This is a genomic window from Kiloniellales bacterium (assembly GCA_030066685.1).
Taxonomy (GTDB): domain Bacteria; phylum Pseudomonadota; class Alphaproteobacteria; order Kiloniellales; family JAKSBE01; genus JAKSBE01.
Window position 1 is genome coordinate 1 of sequence record JASJBF010000013.1, and the last position, 16,259, is coordinate 16,259.

Consider the following 16,259-nt stretch of genomic DNA (forward strand, 5'->3'; position numbering starts at 1 on the left):
GCTTTTGCTGTCCGTCTCCGGTGGGTGGCGCCCTTCCGCCACCCACCGGCTCTTCGCTGAAGGTCCATGCCAGGACGTCGGGTAGCAAGCCTGGCGAGAAGGGTAGGAAGAGATGAGCGATAGGTTTGGAGTGTCGTTGGGTCTGGGCATTGGGATCGCCGCCGTCGTCTTGGCGGTCGTTCCGGTCCAGGCCTTCGACGACCAGGATCCGGGATGGAAAGCCCTTTCCCCGGCGGAGCTCGAGGCCCAAAGAGCAAAGGGCCCTGACGAGCTGCTCGTGGGCCCGCTCACGATCCAGGACAACACGATTCAGGCCGACGGCTCGATGGGCCTGAACACGATCGACAATTCTGCGTTCAGCGGCGCGATGGGCATGTTCAACGTGCTGCAGAACAACGGGCACGGCGCCATCCTGAGCAACGCAGTCGCCGTTGAGATCACGATGAACCCCGGGCCGGCGCCTTGAGGCTCCCTCCCGCCTTCGGTCGGAGATCCGCACAGGCGCAGACGGGCCCAGCGAGCTTGGACATGAAGTCGAGCAGAGCTTTCCTCTACACCTTGGTCGCCGTGGCTCTTTGTACTGCTCTGGTCCCGGGCTCTGGGGCAAAGGCCGGTTCCGTTTCCATCGAATCGACCGGCGGCAGCTTCAACGTCAAGGTCGCGAGCGTGCGCGAGGCCCGTTTCAAGAATGTCGTCAAGCAGCAGTACGACTTCAGCTGCGGTGCGGCGGCGGTCGCCACGGTGATGACCTATCACTACGAGCGGCCGATCGAGGAGGCCGAGGTGTTCTCCGCCATGTTCGAGGCCGGGGACAAGGAGAAGATTCAGCAGGTGGGCTTCTCACTTCTGGACATGAAGAACTACCTGGAAACCCAGGGCTACCGCGCCAACGGCTACGAGGTTCCGCTCGACAAGCTGGTCGAGGCGCAGATCCCGGGGATCGCGTTGATCAACACCAGGGGCTATATGCATTTCGTCGTCGTCAAGGGCGTGACGGCGGATCACGTGCTGGTGGCGGATCCGGCCATGGGGAACCGTGTCTATCCCCGCGAGGACTTCGAGGCGATGTGGAACGGCATCGTTTTCGTGATCCTCGACGACGACGAGATCGCAGCCGCGCACTTCAACCAAGAGCGCGACTGGCGGGTGCGGGCCAAGCCGCCGGTGGACCTGGTTCGGCGGATGCGTGACGAAAGCGGCTACTTCTCCCTGACCTTGCCGAGGCAGAATTATTTTTGAGATTTGGCAGCCAGAGGTTCGCAAAATGGTTAGACCTCGTAATCGCAGAAGAGTTCTTTCGGCTGTTTGCTTTGCCTTGGTCTCCAGCGTGCTGGCGACGAGCGCTTGGGCCGAGGCCGGCACCGAGAGAGTCGGCCCACCCGTGTCGCTCCTTCCTCCGGCGTTCTTTGGGGGCGCCTTGCCCGTCCCCGATAATCGGCTCGATGACCTGCGAGGGGGCTTCAGGTTCGCCAGCGGTCTCGAAGTCCACTTCGGGCTCGCGTTCAGGACTCAGTTCAACAACGAAACGCCGGTCATCACCACCTTCACCGAGGCCGATTTGATGAACCATAGCGGGGTCATCAACAGGGTGGTCGACCGGACCGTCACGGTGGAGCTCACCAATGCCGCAAGCGGCCTGATGAACGTGATCCAGAACAACCTGGACGGCGCATCGATCTCAAACATGGCGACCCTGTCGATCGATCTCTACAATGTCACCCAAGCGGCCCGGACCATGAACATGGGTCGCTCGTTCGATGCAAGGTCGCTGCTTGGGTACTAGCATGCTCGGCAAGTGAAACCCACTTGCTTCACGCGACAAGGGGGAAGGTCAAACCCGACGCTGAGGTGAAAAGCCCGATGTCTTACCGGCGAACACAGCAAAGAATGGCTGCGGGTCTTCTGTGGCCAAGTGTTTTTGTCTGCCTGATCGCTACGATCGTATCACTCGTGGGAGGAAGGCTGGCGCTGGCCGAGGAACCCCTTCGTGTGGCGGCCGCTAAGACCTCCGCGGTTTTCGACATGCCGCCGGTGACGGCCCGAGAACTGGAAGAGTCCCGGGGCGAGGGTCTCGAAGGCTCTAACGCCGGCAACATGGATACGGCCGTCATTCTCTGGGACGAAGTAAGATCCGGGCGACGGACGGGCGTCTCATCTCAAAGTCAGGGCACGAGCACGAACGTGCACAGCACGGTGTCCGGACAGCTCTTCTGATCCCGGGTACTTGCGGGAAATCGATACCGTCAGCTCGTGTTCAATTCGGCCGCCGCTCAGGCGGAGGCTCCCCGAGAAGCCTCGGCCGTCAGCCTATCTTTGGAAGCTTGGCGCGGACGCGCCGAGAGATTGCGGGCTGCCAGAGCATTTGGCTCAGGACGAACAGCGGTCTCCCGCGGTGCAACGCCGAATGCCTCGAGCACCCTCGGCACCGGATCCTTCGTCCGCCGGCACGGGAAAGCGCCATTGTCCTATCGGCGTCATCGGACGCCTTCGAAAGCCGGCGAAGCGCCGAACCGCTGTGGTTCTCCGAAGACGCCATCGCTGACCCATAGCCAACCCGTCATCGTTTGCCGGGAAGAAACACATCTCGCGCCTTTCGGGCTTGCCAAGAAAAGGCGCCTTCCTCCGCGCTCACTCAGACAAGCCAGAAAGATCAGAACCACCCGCCGCTGAGCAGGGTCATCGACATGGGCATACGGAGTAGCACCCGGGCGTCTGGCGCATCATCGGTCAGGCCAGCATTCACTTGCAGGTTCAACGATGTCGAATCGTTGACGCGATAGGAACCGCTGAGCAAAAGCGAGCCGAGCTGAAGATCCGAGTTCTGGACCTTAGTTCCGTCCTGCTTCGTTTTGAGCACGTAGTCGTGCTGGTAGCCAAGGCCAAACGAGGTCTTCTCGTTGAGCGCAACACCCATGCCCACACTGAAGCGGAGCGCATCGCCTGGGTCGATGTCCACATTTTCGCCGGTGGACTTGATATTCTTGCTCTCCTCGATGTTCCAAAGGTAGCCCGCTGTCCCCCAGAGCACGACCGGATCCGTGGGGTAGAGCATCGTGAGACTGGGTTCGATGCCCCAGAATCCGGAACCGGTCGGCAACTCATTCTCAAGCCCAGTGTTTTCGTCCAAATCGACGTCGAAGGGATCCTTGCCGGTCGGTGCCCTGGCGCTTAGATTGCCAATGAAAAAAGGCCAGCCGCCGGCGCCGCTGTTGAGCTGTAGATGGCCGGCAAACTGGATATCCCCCAGACCGTTTCCGTCCAAGTTGTCCGTTCTTTCCTCTTCGCTCCCCGTCCCAACGGGCCGCGCCGTCGTGTCCTGCTCCCGGTAAACGAAGGGGACATTGACGTCCACCTCGAACCTGTCGGTTATGCCCAGCCGCGCAGTGGTCGACCCGATCAACGTATCCCGGTCAACCTGCCGTATATCGATGTTGCCTACCGAGATAGCTGGGATGACGGTGAAACCTTCCAGAAGGACCCGGTTGCGCTGATCGTTGACGTACTCGAAACGGGGTTCCAGCACGAAATTGCCTGCCGGGGTCAATGCCCCGCTTTGGTCTTCGATGGCCTGGACCGCCGGCTGCACTTGCTCCCGCTCTATCCGCTTGCGCTGCTCCTCTAGCGGCGTCGGCTCTTTTTGTGCTTGCTCCGGCTCGGTATCGCGTTCAGCGATTTCTCTCCGCGCCGGTCGTTTGGGCTCTTGGCTCGTTGGCACCGAATTGGCCCCGTCAGGCGGAGAATTCACCGTGTAGACGGCAGGCTGTGTCGACCTTTGCAGGCCCGACTCCAAGGCATCGAGGCGCTGCTGCAGCTTCTTGAGCAGTCTTGTCTGCTCCAGATAGGCAGCCCGCAGCTGTCGGATTTCCTCGGTCCTGGGGTCGGGCTCGTGCCCGGCAGTTGCCATGGCCATGGATTTGGACTCGAGCTTGGCGTAGGTCTGCGCGGCAGCCCCGGCGACGGCTGTGACGGCAGGTTTTGCCGCGCTACTCGAGACCTTGACCACAAAGCATTCGAGGCCGCGGTTCTTGAGTTCCGAGCAGAGCTTATCGCTTGCTGCGAAGCTGGCCAGGGGCCCGGCACGCAGTCGGTAGACGACATCCTTTTCTTGGCCAAAGCCCGCGCTGACCACTTCGTGCGACAGGTCGCCCAGCAAGTTCTTGGCTGATGCCTCTACCGCCTTCCACCCGTGCTCGGCATCCTTCTCGCTCGAAAATGCGCCAAACTGCACTCGATAGGTGTTGCCCGTGCTTGGGGAATTTTCGGCTTTCACTTGTCCTGTGCGAGACCGGTCCTCGGCGCTCGACGTCTGGGCCACGCTCACGATTGACGCGATAACAGCGGCGGCCACAGAGCCGAAAATGTTTGCCATTCTCATCGTCGTTCCCCCTTGTGAAGTTGGGCGCCAAGTCGTTTGAGCTGACATGACTTGTCACCCGAATGCAGATCGAGGCGATTTCCCTGTGATCTTTGGCTGTTTCAACGCTTTCCTGTTTCGAGCTTTGCTGTTTCGCATTGGACCGCTTACGTGTGCCGCGACGTGCGAATGTTGTGCTTGCGCAAGTGGCGGTACAGCGTGACCCTGGAAACGCCCAGGTGCTTGGCTGTGTGGCTGACGTTGTGGTGATTTTTCTCTAACGCTTCGCGAATCACGCCGGCGTCAAGGATCCGCCGAGCCCGCGACCCGGCCCGCGATAGTCGCAGCGGATCGCCGTTTGCAATCGTCTCAAGTGTCGCGTCCAAGGCCGGCACGGGCGTCTGAGACCCCGGTTCGCCGGTTTGCCTTGCAAGACCGAGGTCGGCGGCTGAGATCCGATCGTCCTCGGCCATGACCAAGGCGCGCCGGATACTGCTGATCAGTTCCCGAACGTTGCCCGGCCAGGTGTGATTGTTTATCGCCCGGAGCGCGTCCGGTTCGAACTGCAGAGGCGGCAGGTTCATTTCGCGGCTGAGCCTTTGGAGGAAGTACCGGCTTAGAAGCGCCAGGTCTTCACCCCGATCGCGTAGTGCCGGCATCTCGATCGACAGGACGTTGAGACGGTAGAAAAGATCGGCGCGAAACCGGTCGGCACCGATGAGTCTCTCCAAGTTCTCATGGGTTGCGGAGATGACCCGGACATCGAGCTTGAGCGACTGATGTCCCCCAACACGCTCGATAGTCTTCTCCTGGAGAAAGCGAAGAAGGTGGGGTTGCAGCTCCACAGGCAGGTCGCCGATCTCATCCAAGAAAAGGGTGCCACCGTGGGCCGCTTCGATCCGGCCGATTCGGCGCTGGTGCGCTCCAGTGAAGGCGCCCTTTTCGTGACCGAAGAGTTCGGAGGCTATGAGCGTTGGAGGGACACCTGCGCAGTTAATCGCTACGAAAGGGCCGGTCCCGTATTTGGAGCGCTCGTGAAGCGCCAGCGCCGCCAGTTCCTTTCCTGTACCGCTCTCTCCTGTGATCAGGACAGGCGCATCCGTTGCTGCAAACCGCCGTATCGACTCAAAAATCTCTTGCATTGGCGGGCTAGCGCCAACCATGTGGGGCTCATCACCATCGTCCTCGGTCTTGGCCCAGGTGGATTTTCCTGTCGGGATGGCCTGTTCCAAGCGCTTGCTCAGCGCTTTGTTCGTCTTACTTTCCTCAAAGAGAATGTCCGCCAGGTGCTCGGCGCCAAGAGCTACTAGCTGGCTGCGGCAAAGGCCTGTTTCGCTTGCTTTGAGTTGCCCGCTTCCACGCCCGCTCAATCGAATGCCTCCCAGCTCAATGCCAAGCGCTCGACCATCACCTTCGAATGCACGGCCTGATCAATCGAACTTGGTCCAAACGCTCTTATGTCATGCCAGTTATTCTTCTCTATCAGGTCCGATGACAGTACGAGCCGTGTGCTTTAACCGACCATTTAATCTCGACCCTCAACGCGGATGTCGTGGGCTGAAGTCGAGAGGCACAGCAAATTCGGGGAAAATTTCTCTGCTCACTCGTCCGACGCGGAGAGCGACTGCAATCTTCCGATTCCCCAATTCGACTTAAACTTTGCCCTTGAGCGTGCGACGCAGCTATTGCCGCGGGATTTCGAACTAGATTTCGCCTGCCGCCTTGGCGAGCAGAGACGGGATCTCATCAGCAGCTCAACGATCGTGAGCCGTCCATGACCTATTCAGATCGCGCTAAAGGGCCGTCTATGCTGTAAGCATCATGTCTTTTGGTCGTGCCTCCCCTTCTTGAAAAAGACTCTCAATTCCTTGCTTTGCACGGAATGATAAGAATCGATTTCACCGCCCCCAAGACCTTGGAGTCTTCACAGGAATCACTCATTGCCCGATCTTCAAGACCTTTACATTATGGCCAGCGGAGCGGGCTCGGCATTAAAGAATCTTAAGTTTTAGGAAAAAATTAGTTTTCGAAGCCTGCGACCTGGCGAGATCCCAATCGTCACCTGCGGCTACTGGAGAAGCGCGGACGCGGGGATGGGTGGAGCAATCACCATGGTGTCTGGCAACCGGGCGCTGGGAGGCCCGGATCAAACGGTCAATAGCGTTTCCGCCGCGTCGATTGCCGGTCTCGAATAGCGGTGCCGCAACACAGGGAAGAGGCGACGGCGCTTGAAGCACGACAAGGAGCAATAGGCAGATCCGGGCTTGGCATAGCGGACACGATCCACCGAACCGGGAATGCAAACCGCATGAGATGAGAGGTTTGGCGTAAGAGTCTGCACTGCACGGTGAGCTTGTACTTCGAAGCCTCGGACAATATTGTAAAGAAAATAAGAGCAACGGGGCAGCCATGACGAGCATAAAGGTACCCGGTTCCGAGGTGCGCCTTGACCCGGACAAAATCACACGTATCGAGATCTCAGCAAAGAACAGCCCGAATGCGTTCCTCAAGATATCACTTCGAGGCCGGGCAGGCTCCACGGTCGTGATGTTCGCCAGCAGAAAGGAGGCAATTGAGTTCTACGAAGCTATCTGGAAACAAAGGCACTCAAGTGCAGAGCAGATCGTCAAGGTCGGTGAGTTTGGCTAGGCCTTCGAAGTCGAGAATCCTGAGCCGGCCGCGCCTAAATAGAAGCAGCTCTTGCTCCCTGAGCTGCTTCAGCGTTTGACTAACGTAGACGCTGGTCAAACCCAACGCTTCGGCGATGTGGTGTTGGGTCAAGGGGATCTCGACCTCCCGGTCGCCGACCGCAGGGCCTGGGGGACGAAGGCGCAAGCTCAATTCGAGCAGCAGGTGGCAAATTTTGCCACTGGCGGTGCGGGACCCGACATTCGTCAAGTGATCACGCGCGATGGCAACGTCCTGCGCGATCATCCGAACCAGTCGGGCCGACAGACACGGGTTCTTCTCGACCAGCTCGCTGAACTGCTGGCGGGGGAAGACACACACCGCCACGTCGGTGACGCATTCCGCGCCATGGAGCATTGGCGCAAGCAATTGAGCCTGATAGCCGAGGAAAGAGCCCGGTAAGCAGAAATCGAGAATCTGGCGACGTCCAGATTCGGTGATTCGGTACAGGCTCACCCAGCCGTCTAGCAGATTAAAGAGCTCTGTGCAGATTTCGCCCGGGCGATAGAGGTGACTGCCCGCGGGGAGAACGCAATCCCCCTGCTTAAACCGCTCGACGATCTCCAGACGGTCGCCCTCGAGAGGCTGACAAATGGTCTTTGTCCTGATGTGACATTCCTGGCAACCCACCGGAACCGCAGGTGGGCGGATTCTCCGCTGTGCCACGACCCCCCCAATTTGGATAATCAATCAATGCCACCTTCGGTGGAAACCTAAGCATAGGAAGGGGCGAAGTCCCAAGGGCTTTCGCGACATTCAGCGCCTTCGCTTTGCTCCCGATTTCCTTTAGATTTCCCGGCGAAACGCTGGTCAGAAGGGGTTTTAAGGGGATGTTTGGCAGCTTTGGTGGCGGACTTGTGTGTTTTCTGTGACAGGCTGTCATCTGGCTGTGGTTCACGGCGCGATGATGGTTGCGCAGCGCCGGTTGTAGACGGTGGGCGAGACGACGAGGTCGGCGGCATTGCGCGACGGGCCGTAGCATAGGGCGCACGCTTGCCGTAGATGCATTTCATGGCGAACAACACCGCCTCGACCGGCGCGCGGCAGCGCGCGATAAGGTCGTTGCGGCGGTTCTGCCAACGCGGCAGCTTGGGCAGGCGCTTGTGGCGCCGATGCATGACGTGGTCCCTGATGCCGACTGCCCCTCGCGTTGCGCGCCGCTCCTTCCACTTGTTGGGCATGATCACCATGAGCCATGCTGTCGAGAATTGCATTCTGCGGGTCTGGAGCATGGGCGTGAAGTTGCAATTCTCATGGTCCAGCAACCCAAGCGCCAATGCGCTCGTGGGTCTCTCAACGGCAAGATCCAAGCGGAGTGCATGGATCAAACCAAGCGTTCGAATTCAGAAACGGGTTTAGCTTGGCGCCTTCATGGATAGGACGGAGCACTTCAGGACCTGGGTGCAGATCGGCCGACACAGACGCAGCTTCGGGCAATCGCGCTCCCAGGTTTGGAGTTGGCTAGTTCGCCCCGTATTCTGATCTGCTGTGCCCGATCAGAATACGGGGCGAACTAGCCATGATTGGACATTAGCGTTGTCTAGATACGTCAATCGGGATCATCGACAACGAATAGTGATTGGCCAAGACTGCCATCCTCGGAAACCTAGAAAACACTGAAGGAACTTGCGGCGAGATTTGCAAAAGATGGGAACATCCGAGACACCAACTCCAAGGCGGGCATGAAAGAATAAGGGACACCATCAAAGCGTCACTTCGTCCTTCCTAAGCTCATTTTATATCGATAGATTGCAGGGGTCGGTTGTGTGAGAAAGAACACCAATAGAAAGCGTGAACTAAGGACCTAAAGACCCTTGGTCCGAATAATAACTGACATTGCACCAGGCAAACTCCTATTTCAGGTGCCTACTACGTCAGTCATTCAAATTTAGAGAAGTCCAAAGTCAAAGTTGGTGACGGAAGTGCTCGGGTATAGGAGTTTTGGTGTATTCCTAGGTTATCTGTTCCCCACAAAAGGCCATAAATCAGGTTATTCTAAGCCGGATTGAACGATTCCAAACTTACCACGCCAGAGTCTGAATCTCCGAGCATAGCCTGAGTGCTTTGAGTGCCGTCGGACCACGGATCAAAACAATTTGCTCAATCATCCGCAGAGCTCCGCAGCAGAAGCCACCTTGCGCGGGGGCTTCAACCGTTGCGTTCACGAAAGTGACAGGACCAAATATCAGTCCGGTTGTTCGTCCTGAGGATCGAACGGGTTCCAAAGGCATCAGTGGAACACCTGGATCACCGGCCGCAGACGCCCCGGTTCTTTCAGTGCCAATATCTCGGTGACTTCCCGACGTTTCCTGTGGTGTGCTTTCAACTTTCGTCGCATCGACCGGATTTATTGGTGCTGTGCAGTTTGCTGCAGCGTGTCCCGATACTCATCCGTTTCCAGACTGCCGAGGATCGTCACCCAACCCTGGGTGCCACACAGCTTCACCAAGTGGGGCGAGGGCACAACCATCTGAGAATTGGGCACAATGCGAATTCGTCACAAACACTGAACCGCTCCGGATTTGCCGGAGGCTCCCACTCTTGAGAGGATGGAGCGATGGAGAAACGAGGCAACGCTGATCCACAGGCGAACTGGAAACCTTCGGGCGGTCCAGCTGCTGCTGGGGCATCCCAAAATCGATAGCACCGTCAGGTATCTCGTCATCGAGGTCGATAATACTCTCACCATCGCCGAGCAGATCGGCGTTTGATCCTGAGGGCAGAGCGGACATGTTCTGCCGGATGGATACTACGGACAAGACTAGCAAGCGACAGTCACCCGGCATTGTCGTCACCCCATTGAAACCGCCAGCCAGGTTCCAACCGGAACTGGGTTCGAACACAAGCTACTGGTCATAGCCAGTTGCTCGATGTGACCGCTTTGGCGCGATCACTCTATTGCGTGCCTGCCGAAGGTCATTTTGCTCGAGGATCCGAAGATCGCCCGTGGTCGAAGGTCAAGGCGCCCCGGCATGCTGCTCTGGCGCGCCCTATTTGCTGCTTTGTGGTCGTGCCTGACCCCGGGATTTGGTGCCCGAACTGATTCCGAAATGCAGGGAAGGGGCGTGAGAGAAGGTTGAGGCGCTGTTGCCGGCCAGGCTCAAAAGCGCAGATTTCCATATTCTTGATGACGGACAGTGGTCTTTCGTGAAGGCTCTGATCGGTTTAGCAAACCGCCGCCTTGAGCCACTCAGCAAACCAGCGAGAGAACAAGAAATGAAAATGACTGTGCTCACTTTTGTGCGCGCGCCTCCTCCGTTTGTTCGGCCTGATCCGGGCTTTTGAGGGGCTGAGACCCCCAGAAGTGCGAGAATCTTGGACTGCTGATGGTCGACGTGGGGAGGAATGATAATCCGCCTGTCGGGGGTTCGAGTCCCTCCCCCGCTACCAATATCCTCAAAAGCTTGGCAACAGAGCGCGGTTCCTCGGCTCAGCCGCGGCCAGCCTTGGAGTGCGAGAAGCCTGGACCTGATGTGGCGGTATGCCGTCCGGCGAGCGGCGGGCTCGGATCATCGGGTCCCGAGCCCTTGCTCGAGCCAGACCCCTTCAAGGTCCGAAGATCGCCGGTCCGCGCGGGTTTGGGACGGCAGGGCCATATCTGCAGGGAAAGGGCGCCTGGGAACCCTGTCATGCGCTGCGCCGCAGCGCCGCAGCGGGACGGTCTCGCCGGGCCCGGTATCCCTTCGGACGGAACGCCGGATTTCCTTCGGCGCATCGCCGCTTCGGATCGGCCCGCAGTCGCGGGAGTGCGATTCCTGCCCTCAGCCGCCTCGCGACCGGTAATCCGCTCGAGACGCCCTCGAGTCCTTTCCGAACCTCCTGGCGCCAAATGGCAGGCGTGTCCGAGCTATGTCGGCTAGCCATGCGGGAAGAAGGAACTCGGGAGGATGACCTATGCGAGCCGACGCTCCGATAGAAGCGCTGCCGCCCCACCTGCGCGATGCGGTCCGCTTCATTATGGCCAATCTGGCGGAACCCTTGTCCCTGGACAGCGTCGCCGCCGCGGCGGGAGTCAGCAAGAGAACGCTGAGCCTGTCGTTTCAGATGAACTTAGGCCAGGCCGTCATGGCCTTCGTCCGTCAACGTCGCCTCGAGCTGGCGAACCAGAAGCTGCTCGCCGCCGATGTGAAGGCGACGACCGTGACCAACATTGCCATGAACAGTGGGTTCCAGCACCTCGGCCGCTTCTCGTCGGTCTATCGGCAGTGCTTCGGCGAGTATCCCTCGGAATCCCTGCGCCGCCAGTGAAACGACGGCCGCCCGCCCTTCGACGGACGGCGGAGCGCCATCCTACCTGAGCGTCCGGGCGAAGGCGCGGATGTCCTCCACCAGGAGTTCCGGCTCCTCCATGGCGGCGAAGTGGCCGCCGCGCGGCATCTCGGTCCAGCGGGTCACGTTGTAGACCCGCTCGACGTAGCTGCGCGGCGGCCAGGACAGGAGCTCTTTCGGGAAGAGGGCGCAGCCGGTCGGCACCTCGACCCGCCGGCCCTCGGGCGAGAGGACGCGGCCGCCTTCCTCGCGCCGGCCGTAGTAGATCCAGCTCGCCGTGTTGAAGGTCCCGGTGACCAGATAGACCATGATGTTGGTCAGGATCTGGTCCTTGGAGTAGACGCTCTCGATGTCGTCGCCTTCGGTGTCGGACCAGGCGTTCCACTTCTCGACGATCCAGGCGGCGACGCCGACCGGGCTGTCCATCATCGCGTAGCTCAGGGTCTGTGGCTTGGTCGCCTGCTGGGTGCGGTAGCCCATCTCGGGCGCCTGCTCTCGCTCGAAGCGCGCGGCCCAGGCCTCTTCCTCCGCGCCACGGGGTCCCTCGGGGTGGCGCATGGTCATGATGTTGAGGTGGATGGCCCGGCAGGCCGGCGCGTGCTCGTAGCCCAGCCAGCTTGAGATGGCGCCGCCCCAGTCGCCGCCCTGGGCGAGGTAGCCGTCGTAGCCGAGCACCCCGGCCATCAGCTCGGCGAAAAGGCCGGCCATCGCGCGGGGGCCCAGGGGGCGTCGGGGCTTTCCCGAGAAGCCGAAGCCGGGCAGCGCCGGGGCGACCACGTCGAAGGCATCCTCCGCGCGGCCCCCGAAGCGCTCGGGATGGGCCAGCGGCTCGATGATCTCTGCGAACTCGAAGACCGATCCGGGCCAGCCGTGGCTGATGATCAGCGGCAGGGGCGACGGCCCGCTGCCCCTCTCGTGGATGAGGTGGATGTCGAGGCCTTCGACCGGCGCGGTGAACTGCGGCAGGCGGTTCAGCGCGGCCTCCTGCGCCCGCCAGTCGAAGCCTTCGAGCCAATAGGCGCAGAGTTCCTTCATGTAGTCGAGGTTGGTGCCGTAGGCCCAGCCGCCGTCTTCCGGCATCTCGTGCCAGGCGTAGCCGGCGACCTTGTCGCGGATCCGCGCCAGGGTCGCCTCGGGCACTTCGATGCGGAAGGGCCGAAGGCCCGTCATGTCGGTCTCCCGGTTTGTGTCGCCTCGCCCGGCAAGACTATCACGGTGCTCCGAAGCGGATGACGGGAGCGTGGTGTCGCCGCCTTCGCTCGGGCGCAGCGGAGATCCTTTTTCTACCGCCGGTTCGTTGTTCGTGTTTTGTTCTTATCATAGCCTCGTGACATGGTCGAGGTCGATGAGCGGAGATTCAGCCTTTCCTTCGCCGCTTGGAAGGCGAGCCGCTTCCTGCCGAGGGGCCGCGGCCGCGGCGAGGGCGTCGAGGCATACGACGTCTTCGTCCTGACCTTCGAGAAGGAGATCGAGCTGGCCGGCTATCGGATCGTCAAGGCAAAGCCGGCAGCGCGCCCGCATTCGAGCGGGGATTGAAATCCCACGACACGGAGCGCGACGGCAAGCTCGTCCGGCACCGACGGATCCGGTCTCCGAGATCACGTCGAGTGAAAAGGCCGGACGAAGGCTTATCGGTCCCGGCCGCCCCATCGCTGTTGAAAATCGATTCTGTGCTGTCTACGGTATTCACGCCAAGATGTTACGCCATAAAGTCAAAGACAGCACCGGCGGCCTTTGGGGGGAGAATGACTTGGGTTAGCTCTGATGGCCGGCGAAACTTGCCGACATCGGCGACCTTGCTTGCTTGCTCGTTGTTCTCTGCCGCCTCTGCGACGACCGCCCTTGAAGGCGTCCGTTCCACCGCCGAGATCGACTGTCCGTCGAGCCATCGACGGCCCTTCAGCCTGCCGGGAGGCGGCCTAAGGGCCGCTCGAAGACGCGGAGGGCCGCCTCGCCCTCGAAGCCGCCGGCCCGGGCAAGCCGAAGGCCGGACGCGTCTCGGCCGGGTTCCCATCCGAAGCGATCAGGAGCATTTGACTACGACCGGCGCGCCCGACGTTCTGGGCGCGTGACCAAAGAGACCGAGGGAGGAGAAGGAAATGTGGAGAATGCTGGCCGTCGTTCTGGCGGTCGTGGTGGCGCAGCCGGCTTTGGCCGATCCCGTCGCCAAGGAAATACAGTACTTCCGGGCGATCGACGTCGTCTTGATGGACAGCGCCAAGGACTGCGGCATCACCGACCCCAAGCTCTTTCAAGACCATCTCCGAACGAAGCTCGGGCAGTTGGGCATCAAGGAGAACGCCAACAGGTTCGCCCGCGTGAAGGTCGACGTGGCTGCGCAGACTATCCCCAACACCTCTCTCTGCGCCATCCATACGCTGGTCCGCATCAATGGTGCCCTCGGCAAGAAAAACATCGCAACGGAGGATCCCTTGATCAACGCGGCCATGTCGCGCCTGGAAGTTCTGCCGATCACGGTCTGGACCGGCTCTTCCCTCGTGGTGCGGCGGTACCAGCAGCCGGCGAGCGGAAAGATCACCGATCGTGCGACCAAAAGCGTGCTCGAGCAGCTCGACGCGATCACCGGCCGCTTGGCCGAAGCCCGGGCTCAGTAGCCGCCGCCTGCCGGCGATCCTTGTGGTACGAGGCTCGGACTCCGCCGCTCGCCTTGCCGGGCGCCGGGCCCCGAGCCCTCGGACCCTTAGCGGCCCGCTATATAGGTATTTGTTCCTGTATGCACTCGGGCGGCCGAGCCCTTCAGCTCCAGGAGCCTCCAGGTTTTCGCGGCCCCGGGAATCTTCGGCTTTTGCCAGCCCGTCCCCTTTGTTTCCGGCCGGCCAGCACCTATTATCCAGAGGTCGCCCGGGCGGCGGGGCGAGGGCGTGTCGAATGGCAGGGATCGAATGTCCGGAAGCATGACGCGACGGCTCGCCGCGGCCGTGATCGCGGTTCTGGCGATGACCGGCTCCGCCGGTGCACAGACCGCGCCCCGGCCCGAGCATCCCCTGTCGCTGGCCCTCGCGGCCGCGGCCCGGGGCGACGAGCGGCGGGCCGATCTCCTGGCCGCCAAGCTTGGCGATCCCCTCGCCCGCAAGCTGGTCACCTGGCGGTTTCTGACCCGCGACGACGCCGAAGGCCCCTTCGTGCTCGCCGACCGCTTCCTCGAGGACAACCCTGACTGGCCGAGCCGCGGGGCGGTGCAGTCCGCGGCCGAGCGGGACCTGCCCGCGGACTGGAGCGAGGCCCGGGTCCTGGCCTGGCTCGCGCGCCATCCGCCGGTGACCTACGAGGGCAAGCTGCGGCGGGTCCGGACGCTCTACACCCAGGGGCGCGGCGAAGAGCTGGTGGCGGCGGTGCGCCGGCTCTGGATCGACGACGATCTGCCCTACATCCAGCAGGGTCCCTTCCTCCAGCGCTTCGGCCGCTTCCTGCGTCCGGTCGACGAGAGGGCGCGCTTTGAGCGCCTGGTCCGGGCCCGGCGCTGGAGCGACGCGACTCGACAGGCGGTGCGCCTGGGCGGCGACTATCCGGCCTTCGTCCTGGCCCTGAACCGGCTGGCCGCCGGCCAGATCGACCTGGAGGCCGCGGTCGCCCAGGTGCCCGCGGCCTTCAAGACCGCGCCGGCGCTGCGCTACGAGGCGGCCCGCCGCCTGCGGCGGGAGAAGCGGCCCTGGGCGGTCTTCACCCTGCTCGACCACAGCGCCGCCGCGATCCCCCTGTCCAAGCGCTGGTGGCGGCTGCGCCACTGGACAGCGCGCCGGCTGCTCGAGGAGGACGCCCCGGACAAGGCCTATCGGCTCCTGCTCGCCCACGGCCAGGAGGACGGGCGGGGCTTCGCCGAGGCTGAATGGCTGGCCGGCTGGGTCGCGCTCAGGTCCCTGGAGCGGCCGGAGGTCGCGCTGGCGCACTTCCGGCGCATGTCGGCCAAGGTCTCGACCCCGGTCAGCGCGGCGCGCGGCGCCTATTGGTCGGCCCGGGCCGCCGCGGCCGCCGGCCGGCCCCAGGACGCCGAGGTCTACAACCGGGCCGCGGCGCGCCACGGCACGACCTTCTATGGCCAGCTCGCCGCCCGGCAGCTGGGCCGCACACCCGAGCTGGGGAGCCCGGCGCGCCGGCCGTCGCCGGTGCGCTCCGCCGCCTTCGAGCAGAGCGAGCTCGCGCGGGCGGCGCGCCTCCTGGCCGGGGCCGGCCAGCTCGAGCTGGCCCGGGCCTTCGTCGCCGCCCTGGAGCGCAAGGCCGAGGACCTGGAAGACAAGCTCCTGGTCGCCGACCTGGCACGCTCGATCGGCCGCCCCGACCTGGCGCTGCAGATCGCGCGGCGGCTGCGCAATCAGGGCGTGGTGCTGACCGACCGATTGTTCCCGCGTGGCGGCGGCCTGCCGAAGGTCCGCCACCGCCTCGATCCCGACCTGGTGCACGCGGTGATCCGCCAGGAGAGTGGCTTCTACACCAGGGCGGTGAGCCATGCCGGCGCCCGCGGCCTGATGCAGCTGATGCCGGCCACGGCGCGCCAGACCGCGCGGCGCGAGGGTCTGTCCTTCGCGCGCAGCAAGCTGACCAGCCAGCCGGACTACAACATGCGCCTGGGCACCGCCTATCTGACCCAGATGCTCGAGCGCTTCGACGGCTCGCTGCCCCTGGCGCTCGCGGCCTACAACGGCGGGCCCCACAACGTCTCGAAATGGATCGACCGCTTCGGCCCCCCGGGGCCCACCGAGGCGGAGATGATCGACTGGATCGAAAGCATCCCCTTCGCCGAGACCCGCAACTACGTCCAGCGCATCATCGAGACCATCGAGGTCTACCGCCTCCTCGACGGCTCGACCCGCCGCAGCGACCTGCTCTCACCGCGCGCCAATTCGGTCAACTAGGGGAACTGCCTCTAGATTGCCGGAGCAATTGCGGCTTGCGATCACCGCGTTACGATGCCTGTGGCCGCTGGGCAGCC

Annotated in this window: 12 protein-coding genes; 7 read left to right on the forward strand and 5 right to left on the reverse strand. The window is 62.2% G+C overall.

Going from position 1 to position 16,259, the window contains the following annotated elements:
* The first annotated feature begins 112 nt into the window (after nucleotides 1-112).
* The 3 genes from QNJ30_09365 (at nucleotide 113) to QNJ30_09375 (ending at nucleotide 1,783) form a co-directional block, all read left to right on the forward strand.
* On the forward strand, nucleotides 113-466 hold the full coding sequence (locus tag QNJ30_09365; GenBank protein MDJ0943662.1) for a hypothetical protein: 354 nt from the start codon (nucleotides 113-115) through the stop codon (nucleotides 464-466).
* A gap of 62 nt (nucleotides 467-528) precedes the next feature.
* A complete protein-coding gene (locus QNJ30_09370; GenBank protein ID MDJ0943663.1) occupies nucleotides 529-1,239 on the forward strand; it encodes a C39 family peptidase in 711 nt (236 codons plus the stop codon).
* A gap of 76 nt (nucleotides 1,240-1,315) precedes the next feature.
* Nucleotides 1,316-1,783, forward strand: coding sequence for a hypothetical protein (locus QNJ30_09375; GenBank protein MDJ0943664.1), 468 nt, complete (start codon nucleotides 1,316-1,318; stop codon nucleotides 1,781-1,783).
* 867 nt (nucleotides 1,784-2,650) lie between these two features.
* Here the strand turns inward: QNJ30_09375 and QNJ30_09380 are convergent.
* The 4 genes from QNJ30_09380 to QNJ30_09395 form a co-directional block, all read right to left on the reverse strand.
* Complete coding sequence (locus QNJ30_09380) at nucleotides 2,651-4,369, reverse strand: SPOR domain-containing protein (protein ID MDJ0943665.1); 1,719 nt, start codon at nucleotides 4,367-4,369, stop codon at nucleotides 2,651-2,653.
* A gap of 152 nt (nucleotides 4,370-4,521) precedes the next feature.
* A complete protein-coding gene (locus QNJ30_09385; protein MDJ0943666.1) occupies nucleotides 4,522-5,724 on the reverse strand; it encodes a sigma-54 dependent transcriptional regulator in 1,203 nt (400 codons plus the stop codon).
* 1,237 nt (nucleotides 5,725-6,961) lie between these two features.
* Nucleotides 6,962-7,672 carry a Crp/Fnr family transcriptional regulator gene (locus tag QNJ30_09390; protein MDJ0943667.1) on the reverse strand — a complete coding sequence of 237 codons (711 nt, stop codon included), beginning with the start codon at nucleotides 7,670-7,672 and terminating at the stop codon, nucleotides 6,962-6,964.
* A gap of 83 nt (nucleotides 7,673-7,755) precedes the next feature.
* Nucleotides 7,756-8,307, reverse strand: a complete 552-nt coding sequence (locus QNJ30_09395; protein ID MDJ0943668.1) for a hypothetical protein — start codon at nucleotides 8,305-8,307, stop codon at nucleotides 7,756-7,758.
* 2,629 nt (nucleotides 8,308-10,936) lie between these two features.
* On the opposite strand from QNJ30_09395, the gene QNJ30_09400 reads away from it, so the two are divergent.
* Nucleotides 10,937-11,290, forward strand: coding sequence for an AraC family transcriptional regulator (locus QNJ30_09400; protein MDJ0943669.1), 354 nt, complete (start codon nucleotides 10,937-10,939; stop codon nucleotides 11,288-11,290).
* Between the two features lie 42 nt (nucleotides 11,291-11,332).
* Here the strand turns inward: QNJ30_09400 and QNJ30_09405 are convergent, their stop codons facing one another.
* Nucleotides 11,333-12,481: an epoxide hydrolase gene (locus QNJ30_09405; GenBank protein MDJ0943670.1), complete on the reverse strand. Its 1,149-nt coding sequence runs from the start codon at nucleotides 12,479-12,481 to the stop codon at nucleotides 11,333-11,335.
* Nucleotides 12,482-12,643: 162 nt separating this feature from the next.
* Between QNJ30_09405 and QNJ30_09410 the strand changes: the two genes are divergently transcribed.
* The 3 genes from QNJ30_09410 to QNJ30_09420 all read left to right on the forward strand — a co-directional run bounded on the left by QNJ30_09410 (nucleotide 12,644) and on the right by QNJ30_09420 (nucleotide 16,182).
* A complete protein-coding gene (locus QNJ30_09410) occupies nucleotides 12,644-12,847 on the forward strand; it encodes a hypothetical protein (protein ID MDJ0943671.1) in 204 nt (67 codons plus the stop codon).
* Nucleotides 12,848-13,419: 572 nt separating this feature from the next.
* Nucleotides 13,420-13,926, forward strand: coding sequence for a hypothetical protein (locus QNJ30_09415; GenBank protein ID MDJ0943672.1), 507 nt, complete (start codon nucleotides 13,420-13,422; stop codon nucleotides 13,924-13,926).
* 288 nt (nucleotides 13,927-14,214) lie between these two features.
* On the forward strand, nucleotides 14,215-16,182 hold the full coding sequence (locus QNJ30_09420; protein MDJ0943673.1) for a lytic transglycosylase domain-containing protein: 1,968 nt from the start codon (nucleotides 14,215-14,217) through the stop codon (nucleotides 16,180-16,182).
* Nucleotides 16,183-16,259 lie beyond the last annotated feature (77 nt).